This window comes from Streptomyces sp. JB150 (genome assembly GCF_011193355.1).
Taxonomy (GTDB): Bacteria; Actinomycetota; Actinomycetes; order Streptomycetales; family Streptomycetaceae; genus Streptomyces.
Window position 1 is genome coordinate 4723522 of the sequence record NZ_CP049780.1, and the last position, 20165, is coordinate 4743686.

Genomic DNA, 20165 nt, shown 5'->3' on the forward strand with positions numbered 1-20165 from the left:
GTGCTCGGGGCACCCGCGGTGGGGGGGGCGGTGTGGCGGGCTGGGCTGTTCGGTGTGGGCGGTGGGGCGGTGGTGGCGTCGGGGGCGCTGGTGGGGGCGCTGGTTGGCCGGGCTTGGTGGGTGGGACTGAGCGGTCTGGCTGAGCGGGCCGGGCTTGTCGGGTCGAGCAGAGCGGTCTGGCTGAGCGGGGGCTGAGTGGGCTGCGCTGGGCTGGTTGGGTCGGGCTGAGTCGGGGGCTCCGGTGTGCTGCCGGGGGCCCCTCCGCGCGGCACGGGAGGGGCAGCTCAGCCAGGCCCGCGCTGAGTGGCTGGGTTTACGGTGCTGGGCCGGCCGGGCCGGGCTGGGCGGGCTGGCCTCATGGGGTTGGGCTGAGCGGGCTGGCCTCATAGGACTGGGCTGAGCGGGCCGGGCTCATGGGCTGCGCTGGGCCGGCCGGGGATGGGTCAGCTGGCCGGGCAGGGCTGACGCGCTGCGGGGGTGCGCTGGACTGCACTGGCCAGGCCAGGGGCGCCGGGCAGGCCTGGCCGCGCAGATCGCGGTGGGCCGGCTGGGACAGGCCGACGGCTGGGCCGGCGGGGCAAGGTCGGCCGGCCGAGCCGGGCGGGCTGACGGCTGGGCTGAGCGGGGCTGGCGCAGAGGGGGCGAGGTCGAGCCAGGCTGGGCTGGCCCAGACGGGGTGAGACCGAGCCGGGCTGGGCTGGCCCAGACGGTCAAGGTCGAACCGGGCTGAGCTGACCCAGAGGGGCCGGGCCGAGCCGCGCCTGGGCTGCGGTGAAAGGGCGCGCAGGGCGGGTCGGGCCGGCCGGGATGGGGCGACCGGTCGGGTGGGCCCGGCTGACGGGCTGCCTGGACAGGTCGGCGGGTGTCGGCCGGGTCGGGTCGGCCGGACGGGCCGGGGGAAGGTGATCGGGGTGTGCTGACGGTGGGCCGGGGGTGCCGCGGGGGCACCCCCGGGGGTGTCGGGACGGTCAGATGCCCGCTGCTGCCGAGAGGTCCTGCTTGATCGCCGACAGCAGCTGCGTCGCCTTCGTGCGGGCGGCCGGGAGGTCGGCGTGGGCCGTCACCGGGACGACGACCTCCAGGTAGCACTTCAGCTTCGGCTCCGTGCCGCTGGGGCGGACGATGACGCGGGCGCCTTCGAGCGTGTAGCGCAGACCGTCGGTGGGCGGGAGCTTGTCCGTGCCCTGGGTCAGGTCCTCGGCCTTCGTGATGGGCAGGCCCGCGAGCTGGGTCGGCGGCTGCTCGCGCAGGCGGCGCATCGCGTCCGCGATGAGGGAGAGGTCCTGCACGCGGACCGACAGCTGGTCCGTGGCGTGCAGGCCGTGCTCCACGGCGAGGTCGTCGAGGAGGTCGGGCAGGGTGCGGCCCTGCTCCTTGAGGACCGAGGCGAGTTCCGTGATCAGCAGGGCCGCGGTGATGCCGTCCTTGTCGCGGACGCCCTCCGGGTCGACGCAGTAGCCGAGGGCCTCCTCGTAGCCGTAGCGCAGGCCCTCGACGCGGGCGATCCACTTGAAGCCCGTCAGGGTCTCCTCGTACGGCAGGTTCGCCTTCTCGGCGATGCGGCCGAGGAGGGAGGAGGAGACGATCGACTCCGCGAAGGTGCCGCGCGCCCCGCGGGACACCAGGTGGGCGGCGAGGAGCGCGCCCACCTCGTCGCCGCGGAGCATGCGCCAGTCGGCGCCGTCCTTGACGGCCACGGCGCAGCGGTCGGCGTCCGGGTCGTTGGCGATCACCAGGTCGGGGTCCGTCTCGCGGGCCCTGGCGAAGGCCAGGTCCATCGCGCCGGGCTCTTCCGGGTTGGGGAAGGCGACGGTGGGGAAGTCCGGGTCCGGGTCGGCCTGTTCGGCGACCAGGTCCGGGGCGGGGAAGCCGGCGCGGGCGAAGGCGGCGAGGAGGGTGTCCTTGCCGACGCCGTGCATGGCCGTGTAGACCGTGCGGGCCGTGCGGGGGGAGTCCGGCGAGAGGACGGCGTCGGTGCGCGCCAGATAGGCGTCGAGGACGCTGTCGTCGAGGGTCTCCCAGCCCTCGGTGGGACGGGAGACCGTGGTGAGGGACGGGATCGCGGCGATCTCCGCGGCGATGTCCGCGTCCGCGGGCGGGACGATCTGGGAGCCGTCGCCCAGGTACACCTTGTAGCCGTTGTCGCGGGGCGGGTTGTGGCTGGCCGTGACCTCCACGCCGGCGACCGCGCCGAGGTGCCTTATGGCGAAGGCGAGGACGGGGGTGGGGAGGGGGCGGGGCAGCAGCGCCGCGCGCAGGCCGGCGCCGGTCATGACGGCGGCCGTGTCGCGGGCGAAGTCCGCGGACTTGTGGCGGGCGTCGTAGCCGATGACGACGAGGCCGCCGGTGTGGCCGTTCTTGTTCAGGTACGCGGCGAGGCCGGCGGCGGCCCGGATGACGACCGAGCGGTTCATGCGCAGGGGGCCGGCGCCGAGTTCGCCGCGCAGGCCGGCGGTGCCGAACTGGAGGGTGCCGCTGAAGCGGGCGGTGAGTTCCTGGACGTCGTGGGCCTCGATGAGCTTGGCGAGTTCGTCGCGGGTCTCCGCGTCGGGGTCCTCGGCCAGCCATGCCTTGGCGCGGGCGATGAGGTCGTCGGTCGTCACGTCGGGTCGCCTCTCGGTCGTCTTGCTACGTCGTCGTGGGGGCGGGTGCCGGTGCCTGCGGTGGCCGGTGCGGGGTGGGCGGGGGTGCTGTGGCCGCCGCCTGCCGGATGGGGGTCGGGGCCGTGCCGGGGGGTGTCCGTCCTCGGTCCGGCGGTGCCGTGCCTCGCAGCGTGACCGGTGCCGTACGCCGGCCGCTGCGGGCGGACACCCCCGGCACGTCCCCTTCCCGCCGTCGGCGGCCGGCCGTGCGTGGGGGTACCCCGGGTACCCCCGTCGCGCTTACAGGCGGCCCAGCACCTGGGCCAGCAGGGAGCCCATGCGGGCGGCGGAGTCGCGGCCGGCCTGGAGGACTTCCTCGTGGTTGAGGGGCTCGCCGGTCATGCCCGCGGCGAGGTTGGTGACCAGGGAGATGCCCAGGATCTCGGCGCCGGCCTCGCGGGCGGCGATGGCCTCCAGGACGGTCGACATGCCGACGAGGTCCGCGCCGATGACGCGGGCCATGCGGATCTCGGCCGGGGTCTCGTAGTGCGGGCCGGGGAACTGCGCGTAGACGCCCTCCTCGAGGGTGGGGTCGATCTCCTTGCACAGGGCGCGCAGGCGCGGGGAGTACAGGTCGGTGAGGTCGACGAAGTTGGCGCCGACGATCGGGGAGGTGGCGGTCAGGTTGATGTGGTCGCTGATCAGGACCGGCTGGCCGGGCCGCATGCCCTCGCGCAGGCCGCCGCAGCCGTTGGTCAGGACCACCGTCTTCGCGCCCGCGGCGACGGCGGTGCGCACCCCGTGCGCGACGGAGGCCACGCCGCGCCCCTCGTAGTAGTGGGTGCGGCCCAGGAAGACCAGGGCGCGCTTGTCGCCGATCCGGTAGGAGCGGATCTTGCCGCCGTGCCCTTCGACCGCCGGCGGCGGGAAGCCGGGGAGCTCGGTGACCTGGAACTCGGCTGCGGGAGCGCCCAGCGCGTCCACGGCCGGCGCCCAGCCGGAGCCCATCACGAGGGCGACGTCGTGGGACTCGGCGCCGGTGAGTTCGCGCAGGCGCGCGGCGGCGGCGTCGGCGGCGGCGTAGGGGTCGCCCTGGATGTCGTCCGGAAGAAGAGATGCGTTCACGCGGTCGAGGGTAGCCGAGCATTGCCTACGCGCGTAGATGACAGAGCTCACGGGATCGCGATCGTTGTCTTGTCGTTTCCGACGACAGGCGCGGACGGTGCGGGCGGCGGGGTGCCGGTGAGCCGGTCAGCAGGGGCGTTTGCGCAGTTCCATGATGTAGTCGTGGGGGGCTCCGGCGGATTCGGCGGCGTCGGCGATCTCGCCCAGATAGCGGGCCGAGGGCAGGCCGCCCTCGTAGCCGTTGAGGACGTACACCCAGGCCTGTTCCTCGCCGTCGAGGGTGTGGACGCGGACCTGGAGGCGGCGGTAGACGCCGAGGTCCACGCCGACCCAGCGGTCCAGGGACTCCTCGTCCATCGGGGCGATGTCGTAGAGCGCGACGAAGACCTGGGACAGGGGGTCCTCGACGATCGTGGCCAGGGCGCCCTCCCAGCCGAGCTGTTCGCCGCCGAAGGTCAGCCGCCAGCCGTTCAGCCAGCCCGTGGCGCGCAGCGGCGAGTGAGGAGCGCGGCGCGTCATGAGCCGCGCGTCGAGATTGCCGGCGTAGGCGGCGTAGAGCGACATGGGGAGAGGGTACGGCAGCGGGCTCGGCCGTCACTTTTGTTGCTGGGACATCTGTGGTACTCCGGGCGGGCCCCCGGGGCAGTCGCACCTTGAAGCGTGCGGGACAATGGAGTACGTGACTCGGATCGTGATCATCGGTGGCGGACCCGGCGGATACGAAGCGGCGCTGGTCGCCGCTCAGCTCGGTGCGGAGGTGACCGTCGTCGACTGCGACGGTCTGGGCGGTGCGTCGGTCCTCACCGACTGCGTGCCGTCGAAGACGCTCATCGCGACGGCCGAGGTGATGACCACCTTCGACTCGTCGTACGAGGAGCTGGGGATCATCGTCGCGGACGACACGCCGCACATCGACACGCCCGCCCGGGTGGTGGGCGTCGACCTCGGCAAGGTCAACCGCCGGGTGAAGCGGCTGGCGCTCGCCCAGTCGCACGACATCACGGCGTCCGTGACGCGGGCCGGCGCCCGGGTGATGCGCGGGCGCGGGCGGCTGGCGGGGCAGCAGGCCCTGGACGGCTCGCGCAAGGTCGTGGTCCGGGCCGCCGACGGGACCGAGGAGACGCTCGTCGCGGACGCGGTGCTGATCGCGACGGGCGGGCATCCGCGCGAGCTGGCCGACGCCAGGCCCGACGGCGAGCGGATCCTGAACTGGACGCAGGTGTACGACCTGAACGAGCTCCCCGAGGAGCTGATCGTGGTCGGTTCCGGTGTCACCGGTGCCGAGTTCGCCGGCGCCTACCAGGCGCTCGGCTCGAAGGTCACGCTGGTGTCGTCGCGGGACCGGGTGCTGCCCGGCGAGGACCCGGACGCCGCCGCCGTGCTGGAGGACGTGTTCCGGCGGCGCGGCATGAACGTCATGGCGCGCTCGCGCGCCCAGTCCGCCAAGCGGGTGGGCGACCGGGTCGAGGTCACGCTCGCCGACGGACGGGTCATCACCGGTACGCACTGCCTGATGGCCGTCGGCGCCATCCCGAACACCGAGGGGATGGGGCTGGAGGAGGCCGGGGTCAGGCTGCGGGACTCCGGGCACATCTGGACCGACAAGGTCTCGCGGACGACCGCGCCCGGTGTGTACGCCGCCGGTGACGTGACGGGTGTCTTCGCGCTCGCCTCGGTGGCCGCCATGCAGGGCCGGATCGCCATGTACCACTTCCTGGGCGACGCGGTGGCGCCGCTGAACCTGAAGACCGTCTCGTCGAACGTCTTCACGGACCCCGAGATCGCGACCGTCGGCTACACGCAGGCCGACGTGGACGCCGGGAAGATCGACGCCCGCGTCGTGAAGCTGCCGCTGCTGCGCAACCCGCGCGCGAAGATGCAGGGCATCCGGGACGGTTTCGTCAAGATCTTCTGCCGGCCCGGCACCGGGATCGTGGTCGGCGGTGTCGTCGTGGCGCCGCGCGCCTCGGAACTGATCCATCCCATCTCGATCGCCGTCGACAACAATCTGACGGTCGAACAGATCGCGAACGCCTTCACCGTGTACCCCTCCCTGTCGGGCTCGATCGCCGAGGTGGCCCGGCAGCTGCACACCCGCAAGGCGGGCGACGGCGGCTGACGGCCGAAACGGCATCCCCGCTGGTCACGGTGAGTTGCCGACAGTGCGGCTGGCATAGGCGGCGGAAGTGGGCTCTATACCACTTCCGCCCCTACTGTGCGAACAACTTCTGTTATTCGGCGCATACTGCTGAAAGCAGACGGTCGTTGGGGTTACTGTCAGTTTCGTGTTCGCTGCAGAACGTCGCCAATTGATCCTCGAAATGGTGCGAGCGAACGGGGCCGTGTCGCTCCGTGAGCTCGCCCGCGTCGTCCAGACCTCCGAAGTGACCGTACGACGGGACGTGCGCGCGCTGGAGGCAGAAGGACTCCTCGACCGCCGGCACGGCGGTGCGGTACTGCCGGGCGGGTTCACGCGGGAGTCCGGCTTTCCGCAGAAGTCTCATCTCGCGACCGCCGAGAAGACGGCCATCGCCGACCTCGCCGCCAACTTCGTCGAAGAGGGCGAGGCCATCGTCGTCGGGGCGGGCACCACGACGCAGGAGCTGGCCCGCCGGCTCGCCCGGATCCCGGGGCTGACCGTCGTCACCAACTCGCTGCTCGTGGCGCAGGCCCTCGCGCACGCCAACCGGGTGGAGGTCGTGATGACCGGCGGCACGCTGCGCGGGTCCAACTACGCCCTCGTCGGCTCCGGCGCCGAACAGTCCCTCCAGGGCCTCAGGGTCTCCCGGGCCTTCCTCTCCGGGAGCGGGCTCACCGCCGAGCGCGGGCTGTCCACGTCCAACATGCTCTCCGCCTCCGTCGACCGCGCGCTCGTGCAGGCCGCCGCGGAGGTGGTGGTCCTCGCCGACCACACCAAGCTCGGCACGGACACCATGTTCCAGACCGTGCCGACGGACGTCATCACCCGCCTCGTCACCGACGAGCCCCCGCCGCACGACGACCGCGCGGCCACCGAGCTGCAGGCCCTCGCCGACCAGGGCGTCCAGATCGCCGTCGCGGGCACCGGCGCCCCGGGAAATTCCGGGGGCCACGGCAGCGCGGGAGGTGACGCGCCGGGGCGCCAGCAGCGCCGGGACGTGCCCGTTCCGGGGCCGCGCCGTGGCCAGGTCCCCGGCGGTCAGCTGCGCGCGGCCGCGGTCATGGGCACGGACCAGCCGCCCGGGGCCGAGCGCGGCGCGCGCGTGGCCGATCTGCGGCGGCGGTGAGGCGCGCGGCGGACGGGGCGTAGGGCGGCGCCGCCGCTCCGGCGGTCATGGTGCCGTTTTCTGCGGCGGGGGTGCCGGTGTCCGTGGCGGGGGTGCCGCTCCCCGCGGCCGGGTGCTGTTCCCCGTGGCCGGGTGCCGCTCCCTGCGGCCGGGTGCTGTTCCCCGTGGCCGGGGGCCGCTCCCCGCAGTCGGGGTGCCGCTTTCGGTGGTCCCGGTGCCGCTCCCTGCGCCGGGGGGGCTTCGGAGTGGTCTCGGTACCGCTCCCGCGGTCGCAGGGGCCGTTCCCCGCTGTCGGCTGCCGCCTTCTGCGCGGCCCCTGTCCGTCGTAGGGCGACGACTGCTCGTCGTACGGCCGGGAACGCCGTGCGCCCGGCGGAGGGAACCCCGCCGGGCGCGTGACGCATGTCCGGACGTCGTCCGGGTCAGTCCTTGATCTCGCAGATGGCGGCGCCCGAGGTGATGGAGGCGCCGACCTCGGCGGTGAGGCCCTTGATGGTGCCCGACTTGTGGGCGTTGAGGGGCTGCTCCATCTTCATGGCCTCCAGGACGACGACGAGGTCGCCCTCCTTCACCTCCTGGCCCTCCTCCACGGCGATCTTGACGATCGTGCCCTGCATGGGGGAGGCGAGGGTGTCGCCGGAGGCGACGGGGCCGGACTTCTTCGCGGCGCGGCGCTTGGGCTTGGCGCCGGCGGCGAGGCCGGTGCGGGCCAGGGACATGCCGAGCGAGGAGGGCAGGGAGACCTCCAGGCGCTTGCCGCCGACCTCGACGACGACGGTCTCGCGGCCGGTCTCCTCGTCGGCCTCGGCGGTGTCCGCGGGGGCCGTGAACGGCTTGATGTCGTTGACGAACTCGGTCTCGATCCAGCGGGTGTGGACCGTGAACGGGTCGGTCGAGCCGGTCAGCTCCGGCGCGAAGGCGGGGTCGGTGACCACCTTGCGGTGGAACGGGATGGCGGTGGCCATGCCCTCGACCTCGAACTCGGCCAGCGCGCGCGAGGCCCGCTCCAGGGCCTCCTTGCGGGTGCGGCCGGTGACGATGAGCTTGGCGAGCAGCGAGTCCCAGGCGGGGCCGATGACGCTGCCGGACTCCACGCCCGCGTCCAGGCGCACGCCCGGGCCGGAGGGCGGGGCGAACTTCGTGACGGTGCCGGGGGCGGGCAGGAAGTTGCGGCCCGGGTCCTCGCCGTTGATGCGGAACTCGAAGGAGTGGCCGCGCAGCACCGGGTCGTCGTAGCCGAGCTCCTCGCCGTCGGCGATGCGGAACATCTCGCGCACCAGGTCGATGCCCGCGACCTCCTCGGTGACGGGGTGCTCGACCTGGAGGCGGGTGTTGACCTCCAGGAAGGAGATCGTGCCGTCGACGCCGACGAGGAACTCCACGGTGCCGGCGCCGACGTAGCCGGCCTCCTTCAGGATGGCCTTGGAGGCGCGGTACAGCTCGGCGAGCTGCTCCTCGGAGAGGAACGGGGCCGGGGCCTCCTCCACCAGCTTCTGGTGGCGGCGCTGGAGGGAGCAGTCACGGGTCGAGACGACGACCACGTTGCCGTGCTTGTCGGCGAGGCACTGGGTCTCGACGTGGCGCGGCTTGTCGAGGTAGCGCTCGACGAAGCACTCGCCGCGGCCGAACGCGGCGATCGCCTCGCGCACGGCCGAGTCGTACAGCTCGGGGACCTCTTCGAGGGTCCGGGCGACCTTCAGACCGCGGCCGCCGCCGCCGAAGGCGGCCTTGATCGCGATGGGCAGGCCGTGCTCCTTGGCGAACTCCACGACCTCGTCCGCACCGGAGACCGGGTCGGAGGTGCCCGCGACGAGGGGGGCGCCGGCGCGCTGGGCGATGTGGCGGGCGGCGACCTTGTCGCCGAGGTCGCGGATCGCCTGCGGGGGCGGGCCGATCCAGATCAGGCCCGCGTCGAGGACGGCCTGGGCGAACTCGGCGTTCTCCGAGAGGAAGCCGTAGCCCGGGTGAACGGCGTCGGCGCCGGATTCCTTGGCGGCCTTCAGCACCTTCTCGATGTCCAGGTAGCTGGTGGCCGGAGTGTCACCGCCCAGAGCGAACGCCTCATCCGCGGCGCGGACATGCAGAGCGTCCCGGTCCGGGTCGGCGTAGACGGCCACGCTCGCGATACCGGCGTCCCGGCAGGCCCGGGCAACGCGGACAGCGATTTCGCCACGGTTGGCGATGAGCACCTTGCGCACGATGAGGCTCCCTCCTTGAAACAAGCCGAGTTTAGGGACTGCCGACACGGCACTTCGACCCGTCCCCAATGGTGAGCTTGCCCACACGGAGCGTGATTCGAGGCTCGCTCGACCCGCGAAATCCCTTGTCGCACCGTGGTACGCAGGACTCCTGCGGGAAACCCTAGCCGTCCGCTGTGGTCAAGGTCTCTGTCATCAGGTGCTGCGGGCCACTCAGTTTCTTTGTCGAGTCCCTACGAATGGCCCAATGGTTCTTTGCCTCGCGCGGAAGTCTTGTCCCTTGGTTTACCCGTTAGTAGCGTTCGCGATGTCCATACCGTACTTGGGGTAACAGCAGCCTTGCTCCGGCGAGGGTCGAAGGTGGGTGGAACCGTGGTGCGCAGGCCGGTGGCATGGATCGTGGCGGTCGTGCTCTTCGCCGAGGCGCTGGGCATCGCGGGGCTGAACTGGTTCCTCGGGGTGGTGGTCGACCGCCAGGACATGTCGCTGGCCGGGCTCGACCCCGACGTCATGGCGACCTCGTCGAAGATCGGCGGCGTGGTCTTCGGCCTCTACTTCGCCCTGTGCGGCCTCGTGGCCCTGCTCGTGGCCCTCCGCGACCGCCCCGCCGCGGGCCTCGGGCGCGTCCTGCTGATCAGCGCGGCCGTGGTGCACGGACTGCTGGGCGCGTTCGTGTGGGGGCTGGTGGGGTGGCCGGCGTTCCTGTTCATGGTGCTGGTGCTCGGCCTGATCGTGCTGCTGCTGATGACGTACGACGGGCGGGGGGCGAAGCCCGCGGAACCCACGCTGCCGGAGGGCGGCGCGGCGACGGCCTGAGCGCCCTCCCCGGCCGGGTCCGCGGGTCACGGGCCCGGCGTCACGTCCACAGGTCCGTGATGTTGACGCCCAGCTGGGCCAGCAGCTTGCGGACGAGCGGCAGGCTGATGCCGATGACGTTGCCGTGGTCGCCGTCGATGCCGTCGATGAAGGGGGCCGAGCGGCCGTCGAGGGTGAAGGCGCCGGCGACGTGGAGGGGCTCCCCGGAGGCGACGTAGGCGGCGATCTCCTCGTCGGTCGGGTGGCCGAAGCGGACGACGGTGGAGGCGGTGGCGGAGGCGTAGCGGCCGGACGCCGTGTCGTAGACGCAGTGGCCGGTCTGCAGGGTGCCGGCCCGGCCGCGCATCGACTTCCAGCGGGCGGTGGCCTCCTCCGGGTCGCCGGGCTTGCCCAGCGCCTGGCCGTCCAGGTCGAGGACCGAGTCGCAGCCGATCACGAGCGCGCCCATCACCTCGGGCCGCGCCGCGACGACGGAGGCCTTGGCCTCGGCGAGGGCGAGGGCCAGCTCGGCGGGGGTGGGCGCGGTGACGGCGTCCTCGTCGACGCCGCTGACGATCACCTCGGGGTCGAGCCCCGCCTGGCGGAGCAGGCCCAGGCGGGCGGGGGACTGGGAGGCGAGCACGAGTCGGCGGCGCGGCTGATCGGTCATGCTGTCAGGTTAACGGCGTGGCCGCCCCCGGTTCATCCGTCCCGCCGGTCCCGACCCGCCCCGCTGGTCCCGCCCCGTCCCGCCGGTGTCACCCGAGCCCGATGACGATCATCGCGAGCACCATGGCCAGCGCCATGAGAACGCCCAGCCGCCGCAGCATCACCTGCGTGTCGCGCAGTTCCTGGGGCGGTTCGTTCTCGGGGTCGGACCACAGCATGCCTGCCATCGTCCGGCGGTCCGCTCGGGCGGCGCCTGAGTACGCGTACTCAACTTTCACCTAAAGGGTCTGAAGTGTCGTTAAGCTAAAGGAACATCAGTCCCGTTTGGAAGGGTCGTGTGTCATGAGCGCTGCCGACTTCACCACCGCCTGGACCGCCGCGCCCCAGGCTCCCAGCGAAGGCTTCACCCCCAACTGGTCCCGGGAGGGCTTCTGGCGCCAGTCCGTGCGGCAGGTGGTCCGGCTCACCGCGGGCGGCGGGCGGGTGCGCATCCGGCTGTCGAACGCGTACGGCACCTCCCCGCTGCACCTGGCCGGTGCCTCCGTCGCCCGTACGGCGTCCGGTGCGGGCGTGGAGCCGGGCTCGGTGCGGCGCCTCACCTTCCAGGGGGCGCACGAGGTCGCGATAGCGGCGCGCGGTCAGATCGTGAGCGACCCGGCGGAACTCGTCGTGGCCGCCGGGGAGCCGGTGACCGTCACCCTGTACTTCGAGGCCGCCACCGGACCGGCCACCTTCCACGCCCAGGCCTTCACCCGCAGCCACCGCGGCCCGGGCGACCTCCTCGCCGACGTCACCGGCGCGGGCTTCGACGCCGTCACCGAGTCCTGGTACGTCCTGTCCGCGGTCGAGACCGACGCGGGCCGCGCGGACGGTGTCGCCCTGTTCGGCGACTCCCTCACCGACGGCTTCGGGTCCACGCCGGGCGCCGACCGCCGCTGGTCCGACGCGCTCGCCCGGCGCACCGGGCGCCCCGTCCTCAACGCCGGGATCGGCGGGAACCTGCTGCTCAACGACTCCGCGTGGTACGGCGAGAAGGGCGTGCGCCGGCTCGCCCGCGACGTCCTCGACCACTCCGGCGTGGACACCCTCGTCGTGCTGATCGGGCTGAACGACATCGGCTTCAGCGAGACGGACGAGCAGCCCACGTACCACCCGGCACCGGTCGTGGAGGCCGGCGAGCTGATCGCGGGCCACCGGGAGCTGATCCGGCAGGCGCGCGGGCGGGGCCTGCGGGTGATCGGCGCGACCCTGGTGCCGTTCGGCGGGTCCGACCACTGGGGGAAGCACGCGGCGAAGGTGAACAGCGAGCTGAACGCGTGGATCCGCGGCGCGGGCGAGTACGACGCCGTGCTGGACTTCCAGCGGCTGCTGGCCGACCCGTCGGACCCGGACCGGCTGCACCCGTCGTACGACTTCGGCGACCACCTGCACCCGAACGACGCGGGCTACGAGGTGATGGCCGAGGCGGTCGCGCACGTACTGGACCACGACCAGGACCCGGACCCGGCCGGTGACCGGGGACCGGCCCGGGCCCTCGCTCCGCGTCGCCCCGCGGTCACGGCCTGACCCGCGGCCCCGGCCCGGCCGGGACGGGCGTGCGCTGGGCGCCGTACGTGCGGGCGCCGGCCCGGCCGGACGCGTACGGCATCGGCCAGCCACCGCCTGCGCCCGGACGGAGCCGGGTTTCGAGGTGGTGGCCGACATCATGGCGGGCGGACCTGGTCAGCGGCGCCCTGCCCCGGTCCTCGGGCAGGGCGCCCGCCCGGTCGTCAGCCGGGCCAGTACGTGCGGGACCACGTCGCCGGGCCCGGGTGGGGCAGGCGGCGGGCGGCGATGCGGGACGGGTCGGACCAGGAGTCGCGGGGGGCCGGCGCGCCGGGCGGCGTGGCGGCCGCCGCCGCGGCGCGGACGCGGACCACCGCCAGTGCGGCGGCCAGCTCCTCCGGGGTCGGGTTGCCCCGTACGACCTTGATGTTCATGACCGCTCCAGCGACCTAGAGGGGGATGTTGCCGTGCTTCTTCGGAGGCAGGGATTCCCGCTTCGTCCGCAGCTGACGCAGGCCGCGGACGATGTGCCGGCGGGTCTCCGACGGCATGATCACCGCGTCCACGTAGCCGCGCTCGGCCGCGATGTAGGGGTTGAGGAGGGTGTCCTCGTACTCCTGCATCAGCCGGGCGCGGGTCGCCTCCGGATCGTCCGATTCCGCGATGGTGCGGCGGTGCAGGATGTTGACCGCGCCCTGCGCGCCCATGACCGCGATCTGGGCGGTGGGCCAGGCCAGGTTGAGGTCGGCGCCCAGGTGCTTGGAGCCCATCACGTCGTACGCGCCGCCGAACGCCTTGCGGGTGATGACGGTGATCAGCGGCACGGTGGCCTCGGCGTAGGCGTAGATCAGCTTGGCGCCGCGCCGGATGATGCCGGTGTGCTCCTGGTCCACGCCGGGGAGGAAGCCCGGCACGTCCACGAAGGTCAGGACCGGCACGTTGAACGCGTCGCAGGTGCGCACGAACCGCGCCGCCTTCTCGGACGCGTCGATGTCCAGGCAGCCCGCGAACTGCATCGGCTGGTTGGCGACGATGCCGACCGGACGGCCCTCGACCCGGCCGAAGCCGGTGAGGATGTTCGGCGCGAACAGCGGCTGCGTCTCGAAGAACTCCCCGTCGTCGAGAACGTGCTCGATGACGGTGTGCATGTCGTACGGCTGGTTCGCCGAGTCCGGGACGATGGTGTCCAGCTCGCGGTCCTCGTCCGTGACGGACAGGTCCGCGTCCTCCGGGAACGCCGGCGGCTCGGACAGGTTGTTGGACGGCAGGTACGACAGCAGCTGCTTGACGTACTCGATGGCGTCCTTCTCGTCGCCCGCCATGTGGTGGGCCACACCGGAGGCCGTGTTGTGGGTCCGCGCGCCGCCCAGCTCCTCGAAGCCGACGTCCTCACCGGTGACGGTCTTGATGACGTCCGGGCCGGTGATGAACATGTGCGAGGTCTGGTCGACCATCACCGTGAAGTCGGTGATCGCCGGGGAGTAGACCGCGCCGCCCGCGCACGGGCCGACGACGAGGCTGATCTGCGGGATGACCCCGGAGGCGTGCGTATTGCGGCGGAAGATCTCGCCGTACGCCCCGAGCGAGGCCACACCCTCCTGGATGCGCGCGCCGCCGGAGTCGTTGATGCCGATGACCGGGCAGCCGGTCTTCAGCGCGAAGTCCATCACCTTGACGATCTTCTGGCCGTAGACCTCGCCGAGGGCACCGCCGAAGACGGTGAAGTCCTGCGAGAACACGGCGACCGGACGGCCGTCGACGGTGCCGTAACCGGTCACGACACCGTCGCCGTAGGGGCGGTTGGCGTCCAGGCCGAAGTTGGAGGAGCGGTGCCGGGCGAACTCGTCCAGCTCCACGAACGAGCCCTCGTCCAGCAGCAGATCGATCCGCTCACGAGCCGTCAGCTTGCCCTTGGCGTGCTGCTTTTCCACGGCGCGGGCGGAGCCGGCGTGCGTCGCCTCCTCGATGCGGCGCTGGAGATCCGCGAGCTTCCCCGCGGTCGTGTGAATGTCGATCTCTTCCGGCTCGGACATCGGGATGCGGCTCCCTGCCTGCTCAAAAGGGGGGACGGTTACTCATCCGTACAGTAGTGGCGGACCCACCGGTCGGCAGTGCGGTGTTTCCCACACCTAGGGTGGCTTGCATGACGCCGCGAGATGCATCAGGAGACAGGCCGGGAGACAGCCGCTGGTCGGACCTGGACCGGCCGCCCCTCAACGCCGCCGCGCTGCGCCGGGCGCTGGTCCGCGAGGGCGGTCTGTGGTCGGACGTGGAGGTCGTGCAGCGCACCGGCTCCACCAACAGCGACCTGGTGGCCCGGGCCGCCGCCGGCGACACGCCCGAGGGCGTGATCCTCGTCGCCGAGGAGCAGACCTCCGGGCGGGGCCGCCTCGACCGCCAGTGGACGGCCCCGCCCCGCTCCGGGCTGTTCTTCTCCGTACTGCTGCGGCCGGCCGAGGTGCCGGTGGCCCGCTGGGGCTGGCTCCCCCTGCTCACCGGCGTCGCCGTGGCCACCGCCCTGTCCCGCACGGCCGGCGTCGACACGGCCCTCAAGTGGCCCAACGACCTGCTGGTGACCGTGGGCGGCGAGGAGCGCAAGGCGGGCGGCATCCTCGCCGAGCGGGCCGGCGCGGACGGCGTCGTCATCGGCGTCGGCATCAACGTCACCCTGCGCGCGGAGGAGCTGCCCGTCCCGCAGGCGGGCTCGCTGGCGCTCGCCGGGGCCGCCGGCACGGACCGCGACCCGCTGCTGCGCGGCATCCTGCGGTCCCTGGAGGACTGGTACGGCCGCTGGCGCGCGGCCGGCGGCGACCCGGGGGCCTGCGGTCTGCAGGACACCTACGCGGCGGGCTGCGCGACCCTGGGCCGGGTGGTCCGGGCGGAGCTGCCGGGGGACCGGTCGGTGGTGGGGGAGGCCGTGGCGGTGGACGGCGACGGCAGGCTGGTGATCGCGACGGAGGACGGCGTGCAGGAGCCGGTGGGCGCCGGAGACATCGTGCACCTGCGACCCGCGTGAGGGGGGCGCCCCGCAAGGGGCGCGGGCCGGTATCGGTGTGCGGCTCCGCCGCGTGGGCGCGACCAGCCACGGACGACCCGCACCCGGCGGACGACAGGAACCCACCACCTGCGCCGCCCCGCTCGGCCCGACGGAGTGAGCTGGCGCACATCTGCCGTAGAGTTGAGGCCGGTCGATACCTGACCGTGGCAGATCGGAAGGGCAACAGGCGTGACCGTCGACGACACGGGCTCCGGCATGGGTCGTAACCCAGCGCCCGACGGCACCGACCCCGGTGAGGATCCCCTCGCGCTCCGCCTCGAACAGCTCATCCTCGGCGCCGAGCGCCGCTACACCCCCTTCCAGGCGGCCCGCAGCGCCGGTGTCTCCATGGAGCTGGCGTCCCGCTTCTGGCGGGCCATGGGCTTCGCCGACATCGGGCAGGCCAAGGCCCTCACCGAGGCGGACGTCCTCGCCCTGCGCCGCCTGGCCGGTCTGGTCGAGGCGGGCCTGCTGAGCGAGGCGATGGCGGTGCAGGTGGCCCGGTCGACGGGCCAGACCACCGCCCGTCTGGCCGAGTGGCAGATCGACTCCTTCCTGGAGGGCCTGACCGAGCCGCCCGAGCCCGGCATGACCCGCACCGAGGTCACGTATCCCCTGGTGGAACTGCTGCTGCCCGAGCTGGAGGAGTTCCTGGTCTACGTCTGGCGGCGGCAGCTGGCCGCCGCGACGGGCCGGGTCGTGCAGGCCGCAGACGACGAGGAGATGGTGGACCGGCGGCTGGCCGTCGGCTTCGCCGACCTCGTCGGCTTCACCCGGCTGACCCGCCGGCTGGAGGAGGAAGAGCTGGGCGAGCTGGTCGAGGCCTTCGAGACCACGGCCGCCGACCTGGTGGCCGCGCGCGGCGGCCGGCTCATCAAGACGCTCGGCGACGAGGTGCTGTACGCCGCCGACGACGCGGGCGTCGCCGCGGAGATCGCGCTGCGGCTGATCGAGACCATGGCGAACGACGCGACGATGCCCGAGCTGCGCGTGGGCATCGCCTTCGGCACGGTCACGACCCGTATGGGTGATGTCTTCGGTACGACGGTGAACCTCGCCTCCCGGTTGACGTCGATAGCGCCCCGGGACGCCGTGCTGGTCGACAGCGCCTTCGCCGAGGAGCTGATCCGCACCGGGGAGGCCCCGGCCTCCGAGGCGGCGGCGGCGGAGGCCGCGGCCGCCGCGGAGAAGGAGGGCGAGCAGCCGCCGGCGTACCGCTTCGCGCTCCAGCCGATGTGGCAGCGGCCGGTGCGTGGGCTGGGCGTGGTGGAGCCGTGGCTGCTGACGCGGCGGGATACGTCGGCGTAGGGCCGCGCGCGGGCGCGGGCGCGGTGGCGGAGGGGCGCTTCCTGCTTCAGTCCAGCCCGCCCAGGCAGAAGTCGATGACCGGCAGGCACAGGCCCGGGTCGTCGGGGTGGTCCGGCGCGGGGGGAGTGGTCGTCGGGTCGGGGGTGGCGGTCGGCTTGGGCTTGGGCGCGGGAGCGGGTTTTTGCGGTGACGCGGGATCCGGCCGAGGGGCGTTCGTGGCCTTCGGGGGCGCGGGCGGGTTCGGGACCTGCGGGTTCGTGGTGCCGGGTACGGCGATGCCGGTGTGCGTCGGCGAGGCGGTCGCGGTGGGGATCGGCGCCGTGCCGGCCGCGCCGTCCGTACCGCCCAGCGCGGAGGGCGCGGAGGGCGCGGAGGGGGCGCGCTCGGGGGCGGTGGCGAGGTGGGGGGCGGCCGTGGTCGGGGCCTGCGCCCGGTCGGTGCTCGTGTAGCTGCTGCCGCTGCCGCTGCCGCTGTCGTCGGACGTTGCGGGGTTCGTGCCGGCGGGGTCGGTGTGCGTGGTGCCGAACCCGCCGATCACGCCCGTGTCCGGCGTGAGCCGTACGAGGCTCAGCACACCGGCGGCGACGGCGAGCCCGGCCGCGACGAGCAGTAGTTTCCGGGTGCGGGGGCGCCGGTGACGGCCACGGGTGAGGGGCTTGCCGCTTCTCGGGGTGGCGGGGGTGGGGGTTCTCGCGGGCGTGGCGGCCTTCGGGGGTGCGCTGGTCCGTGGGGGTGCGCTGTTCGTTGCGGGCTTGGTGGGTCCGGGAATCCTGGCGGTCGCAGAGGTCGCAGAGGTCGCAGAGGTCGCAGAGGTCGCAGAGGTCGCAGAGGTCGCAGAGGTCGCGGGCGTCCCGGCGGTCCTGGCGGCTCCGGTGGTCGCGGGCGTCCCAGCGGGCGCAGGCCTCCCGGTGGTCCTGGTGGCTCTCGCGGGTGCGGCGGCCTTCGCGGCCGTGCCGGACGTCCTAGTGGGCTTGGCCGTGGCCGTGGCCGTGGCCGTGGGCGTGGGCGTGGGCGTGGGCGTGGTGCTTCCGCGCGCCGCGCCGGCGGTGCCCGCCTTGCCCGGCGTACCGGCCCTGCTCGGCGTACCGGCCCTGCTGGGCGTACCAGCCATGCCCGCGCTGCCCGGCGTGCCCGCCCGGCCCGCCAGGCCGGCCGTACTCGGCCTGCCCGTCAGGCCGGCTGTGCCCGCTCTGCCCGTCAGGCCGGCCGTACCCGCCGTGCCCTTCGTGCCGGTGTTCGTTTCGCGCGCCATGCGATTGATCCCTCCCCGATGAGTGCGCCCCCGGTGCGCCGTGGCGGAGCACGTTAGGCGCTCCCTGGGGAGCGGGGGCGGGAGTCGGCGGGATGTCACTCGAACGGGGTGTCGGCCTCGGGGACGGGCCGGGGTCGGGTCGGGGGTGGATCAGGGGTGAGTGAGGGTGGGAGGCCCTTTTCCCGGCGGGGCGGGGCTGCGATGATCGGGGGAGTGCTGTTAACCCGCGTTAACCGGAGGGTGTCGTGAGCGAGGGCGTTGTGAGCGAGGAGCGGTTCGGGGAGTTCGTGCTGGTGCGGCGGTACGAGGCCGGCCATGTCGCGGAGCTGGCACTCGACCGGCCCAAGGCGATGAACGCGGTGTCGACGGAGATGGCGCGATCGATCGCGGGGGCGTGCGCGGCGCTGGCCGCGGACCGGGACGTGCGAGTGGTCGTGCTGACGTCGACGCACGAGCGGGCGTTCTGCGTCGGCGCGGACCTGAAGGAGCGCAACTCCTTCACGGACGCGGACCTGGTCCGTCAGCGCCCGGTCGCGCGCGGGGCGTACACCGGCGTGCTGGAGCTGCCGGTGCCGACGATCGCGGCGGTGCACGGCTTCGCGCTGGGCGGAGGGTTCGAGCTGGCGCTGTCCTGCGACGTGATCGTGGCGGACCGTACGGCGGTGGTGGGCCTGCCGGAGGTGTCGGTGGGTGTGATCCCCGGGGGCGGCGGTACGCAGCTGCTGCCCCGCAGAGTGGGTGCGGCCCGCGCCGCCGAGCTGATCTTCACGGCGCGCCGGGTGGAGGCGCCGGAGGCGCGGGAGCTGGGGCTGGTCGACGTTCTGGTGGACGAGGGGCGCGATCGTGCGGAGGCCCTGTCCCTGGCCTCCCGCATCGCCGTTAACTCGCCGGTCGGCCTGCGCGCGGCCAAGCGCGCCCTGCGCCTCGGGCACGGCCTCGACCTCCCGGCCGGTCTGGAGGTCGAGGACGCCGCCTGGCGCTCGGTGGCCTTCTCCGGCGACCGGGCGGAGGGAGTGGCCGCCTTCAACGAGAAGCGGAAGCCGCAGTGGCCCGGGGAGTGAGAGCGGCGGCGCCCCGCCGGCTGTCTATCACCCCAGAGGTCCCCTCGTTCCCGGAAACACCACGCTCCTCACCGTGATCACTCCATGCGCCGCTTCAACGTCCCACAACGGGCGGAACCTCCCTAGCCTGGAGCAATGGGTGAGGACAAGCGGCTCGCGGACGTCGTCGCGCTGGCGCAGGGGATGGCGGCGGCGCGCACTCCGCGGGAGTCGTGGCGGGCGGCGGCGGTGGGGGCGTGCCGGGCGCTGGACGGGAGCTTCGCGGCGCTGTCGGTGTGGGAGCGGGAGCTGGGTCGGCTGCGGGTCCTGGTGAACGTGGGGGACCGGGCACCGGACGAGGCGGAGTTCCCGGAGGACGAGACCTATCCGGTGCACCAGTTTGCCGAGATCACCGAGTTCCTGCACGAGCAGTGGGCCTCCGGGGGCGAGCCGGACGCCTGGGTGGAGACCGCCGACGGGCCGACCGAGGGGCGCGCGGGCTTCGTGCACGAGCGGGTCGCGGCCCTGCGCCGGCGCGGGCGCGGCTCGTGTGTCGTCGCGCCGATCGTGCTGCACGGGCGGGCGTGGGGTGAGCTGTATGTGGCCCGCCCGGCCGGGACGCCGGTGTTCGGCCGGGACGACGCGGACTTCGCGACCGTGCTGGCCGCCGTGGTCGCGGCGGGCATCGCGCAGACGGAACGGCTGGAGGAGGCGCGCCGGCTCGCGTTCACCGACTCCCTCACCGGCCTGGCCAATCGCCGCGCCGTCGACATGCGGCTGGACGAGGCCGTGGAGCGGCATCGCAGGGAAGGGGTGGTCGTCAGTCTCGTGGTCTGCGACCTGAACGGGCTCAAGCGGGTCAACGACACGCTGGGGCACGCCGTCGGGGACCGGCTGCTGGAGCGGTTCGGCTCGGTGCTGTCACTGTGCGGGGCGATGCTTCCCAACACCCTCGTCGCCCGGCTCGGCGGGGACGAGTTCTGCCTGCTGGCGGTCGGCCCGCCCGCCGGGGACGTGGTGAAGGTGGCCGACGAGCTGTGCCGCAGGGCGTCCGAGCTGGAGCTGGGCGAGGGCGTCGCCTGCGGGGTGGCCTCCACCGAGGAGCCGATCGGCACCGTGCGCTCCGCCCGCCGCCTGTTCCGGCTGGCCGACGCGGCCCAGTACCGCGCCAAGGCGGACCGCTCCCACCGCCCGGTGGTCGCCGGGCGCGAGGGCCCCGACGACCCCGTCGTGCGCCTGGCCGACGAGCCGTCGCACGAGTCGGGTCGCGAGCGGCGGCGGTTCAGGGGGCGGGACGTGTGAGTAAGGGGTGAACGCCGACTCCACTGGTGACATTCTCGAATTCACT

At 73.4% G+C, this 20165-nt stretch carries 17 protein-coding genes; 8 read left to right on the plus strand and 9 right to left on the minus strand.

The window, feature by feature from the left end; translation table 11 throughout:
- Positions 1-968 precede the first annotated feature (968 nt).
- The 3 genes from G7Z13_RS22050 to G7Z13_RS22060 all read right to left on the minus strand — a co-directional run bounded on the left by G7Z13_RS22050 (position 969) and on the right by G7Z13_RS22060 (position 4271).
- Entirely contained in the window at positions 969-2603 is a 1635-nt protein-coding gene (locus tag G7Z13_RS22050; protein WP_166001895.1) for a phospho-sugar mutase, read from the minus strand.
- A gap of 279 nt (positions 2604-2882) precedes the next feature.
- Positions 2883-3707 carry a purine-nucleoside phosphorylase gene (locus G7Z13_RS22055; protein WP_166001897.1) on the minus strand — a complete coding sequence of 275 codons (825 nt, stop codon included), beginning with the start codon at positions 3705-3707 and terminating at the stop codon, positions 2883-2885.
- Between the two features lie 126 nt (positions 3708-3833).
- A complete protein-coding gene (locus G7Z13_RS22060; RefSeq protein WP_166001899.1) occupies positions 3834-4271 on the minus strand; it encodes a gamma-glutamylcyclotransferase in 438 nt (145 codons plus the stop codon).
- A 106-nt stretch (positions 4272-4377) separates the two neighbouring features.
- Between G7Z13_RS22060 and G7Z13_RS22065 the strand changes: the two genes are divergently transcribed.
- Complete coding sequence (locus G7Z13_RS22065; protein WP_166001901.1) at positions 4378-5826, plus strand: NAD(P)H-quinone dehydrogenase; 1449 nt, start codon at positions 4378-4380, stop codon at positions 5824-5826.
- A gap of 166 nt (positions 5827-5992) precedes the next feature.
- Positions 5993-6973 carry a DeoR/GlpR family DNA-binding transcription regulator gene (locus tag G7Z13_RS22070; RefSeq protein WP_166001903.1) on the plus strand — a complete coding sequence of 327 codons (981 nt, stop codon included), beginning with the start codon at positions 5993-5995 and terminating at the stop codon, positions 6971-6973.
- A gap of 422 nt (positions 6974-7395) precedes the next feature.
- On the opposite strand, the gene G7Z13_RS22075 is transcribed toward G7Z13_RS22070, so the two are convergent.
- Positions 7396-9171, minus strand: coding sequence for a biotin carboxylase N-terminal domain-containing protein (locus G7Z13_RS22075; protein WP_166001906.1), 1776 nt, complete (start codon positions 9169-9171; stop codon positions 7396-7398).
- 372 nt (positions 9172-9543) lie between these two features.
- Here G7Z13_RS22075 and G7Z13_RS22080 point away from each other — a divergent pair, with 372 nt between their 5' ends.
- On the plus strand, positions 9544-9987 hold the full coding sequence (locus G7Z13_RS22080; protein ID WP_166001908.1) for a hypothetical protein: 444 nt from the start codon (positions 9544-9546) through the stop codon (positions 9985-9987).
- A 40-nt stretch (positions 9988-10027) separates the two neighbouring features.
- Here the strand turns inward: G7Z13_RS22080 and G7Z13_RS22085 are convergent, their stop codons facing one another.
- Positions 10028-10636, minus strand: coding sequence for a nucleoside triphosphate pyrophosphatase (locus G7Z13_RS22085; RefSeq protein ID WP_166001910.1), 609 nt, complete (start codon positions 10634-10636; stop codon positions 10028-10030).
- 88 nt (positions 10637-10724) lie between these two features.
- Complete coding sequence (locus G7Z13_RS34140; RefSeq protein WP_277347411.1) at positions 10725-10853, minus strand: hypothetical protein; 129 nt, start codon at positions 10851-10853, stop codon at positions 10725-10727.
- A gap of 124 nt (positions 10854-10977) precedes the next feature.
- Here G7Z13_RS34140 and G7Z13_RS22090 point away from each other — a divergent pair, with 124 nt between their 5' ends.
- On the plus strand, positions 10978-12201 hold the full coding sequence (locus G7Z13_RS22090; RefSeq protein WP_166001912.1) for an SGNH/GDSL hydrolase family protein: 1224 nt from the start codon (positions 10978-10980) through the stop codon (positions 12199-12201).
- Between the two features lie 203 nt (positions 12202-12404).
- On the opposite strand, the gene G7Z13_RS22095 is transcribed toward G7Z13_RS22090, so the two are convergent.
- Entirely contained in the window at positions 12405-12614 is a 210-nt protein-coding gene (locus tag G7Z13_RS22095) for an acyl-CoA carboxylase subunit epsilon (RefSeq protein ID WP_166001914.1), read from the minus strand.
- Between the two features lie 15 nt (positions 12615-12629).
- On the minus strand, positions 12630-14213 hold the full coding sequence (locus G7Z13_RS22100; protein WP_166001916.1) for an acyl-CoA carboxylase subunit beta: 1584 nt from the start codon (positions 14211-14213) through the stop codon (positions 12630-12632).
- Between the two features lie 110 nt (positions 14214-14323).
- On the opposite strand from G7Z13_RS22100, the gene G7Z13_RS22105 reads away from it, so the two are divergent.
- On the plus strand, positions 14324-15196 hold the full coding sequence (locus G7Z13_RS22105) for a biotin--[acetyl-CoA-carboxylase] ligase (protein ID WP_166001918.1): 873 nt from the start codon (positions 14324-14326) through the stop codon (positions 15194-15196).
- A 210-nt stretch (positions 15197-15406) separates the two neighbouring features.
- Positions 15407-16525 carry an adenylate/guanylate cyclase domain-containing protein gene (locus G7Z13_RS22110; protein WP_166001919.1) on the plus strand — a complete coding sequence of 373 codons (1119 nt, stop codon included), beginning with the start codon at positions 15407-15409 and terminating at the stop codon, positions 16523-16525.
- Between the two features lie 46 nt (positions 16526-16571).
- On the opposite strand, the gene G7Z13_RS22115 is transcribed toward G7Z13_RS22110, so the two are convergent.
- Positions 16572-17099 (minus strand): hypothetical protein, encoded by a 528-nt coding sequence (locus tag G7Z13_RS22115; protein ID WP_166001921.1) that lies wholly within the window; start codon positions 17097-17099, stop codon positions 16572-16574.
- 938 nt (positions 17100-18037) lie between these two features.
- On the opposite strand from G7Z13_RS22115, the gene G7Z13_RS22120 reads away from it, so the two are divergent.
- Together G7Z13_RS22120 and G7Z13_RS22125 are read left to right on the plus strand one after the other, a co-directional pair.
- Positions 18038-18838: an enoyl-CoA hydratase-related protein gene (locus G7Z13_RS22120; protein ID WP_166005197.1), complete on the plus strand. Its 801-nt coding sequence runs from the start codon at positions 18038-18040 to the stop codon at positions 18836-18838.
- A gap of 135 nt (positions 18839-18973) precedes the next feature.
- On the plus strand, positions 18974-20119 hold the full coding sequence (locus tag G7Z13_RS22125; RefSeq protein WP_166001923.1) for a GGDEF domain-containing protein: 1146 nt from the start codon (positions 18974-18976) through the stop codon (positions 20117-20119).
- Positions 20120-20165: the final 46 nt, after the last annotated feature.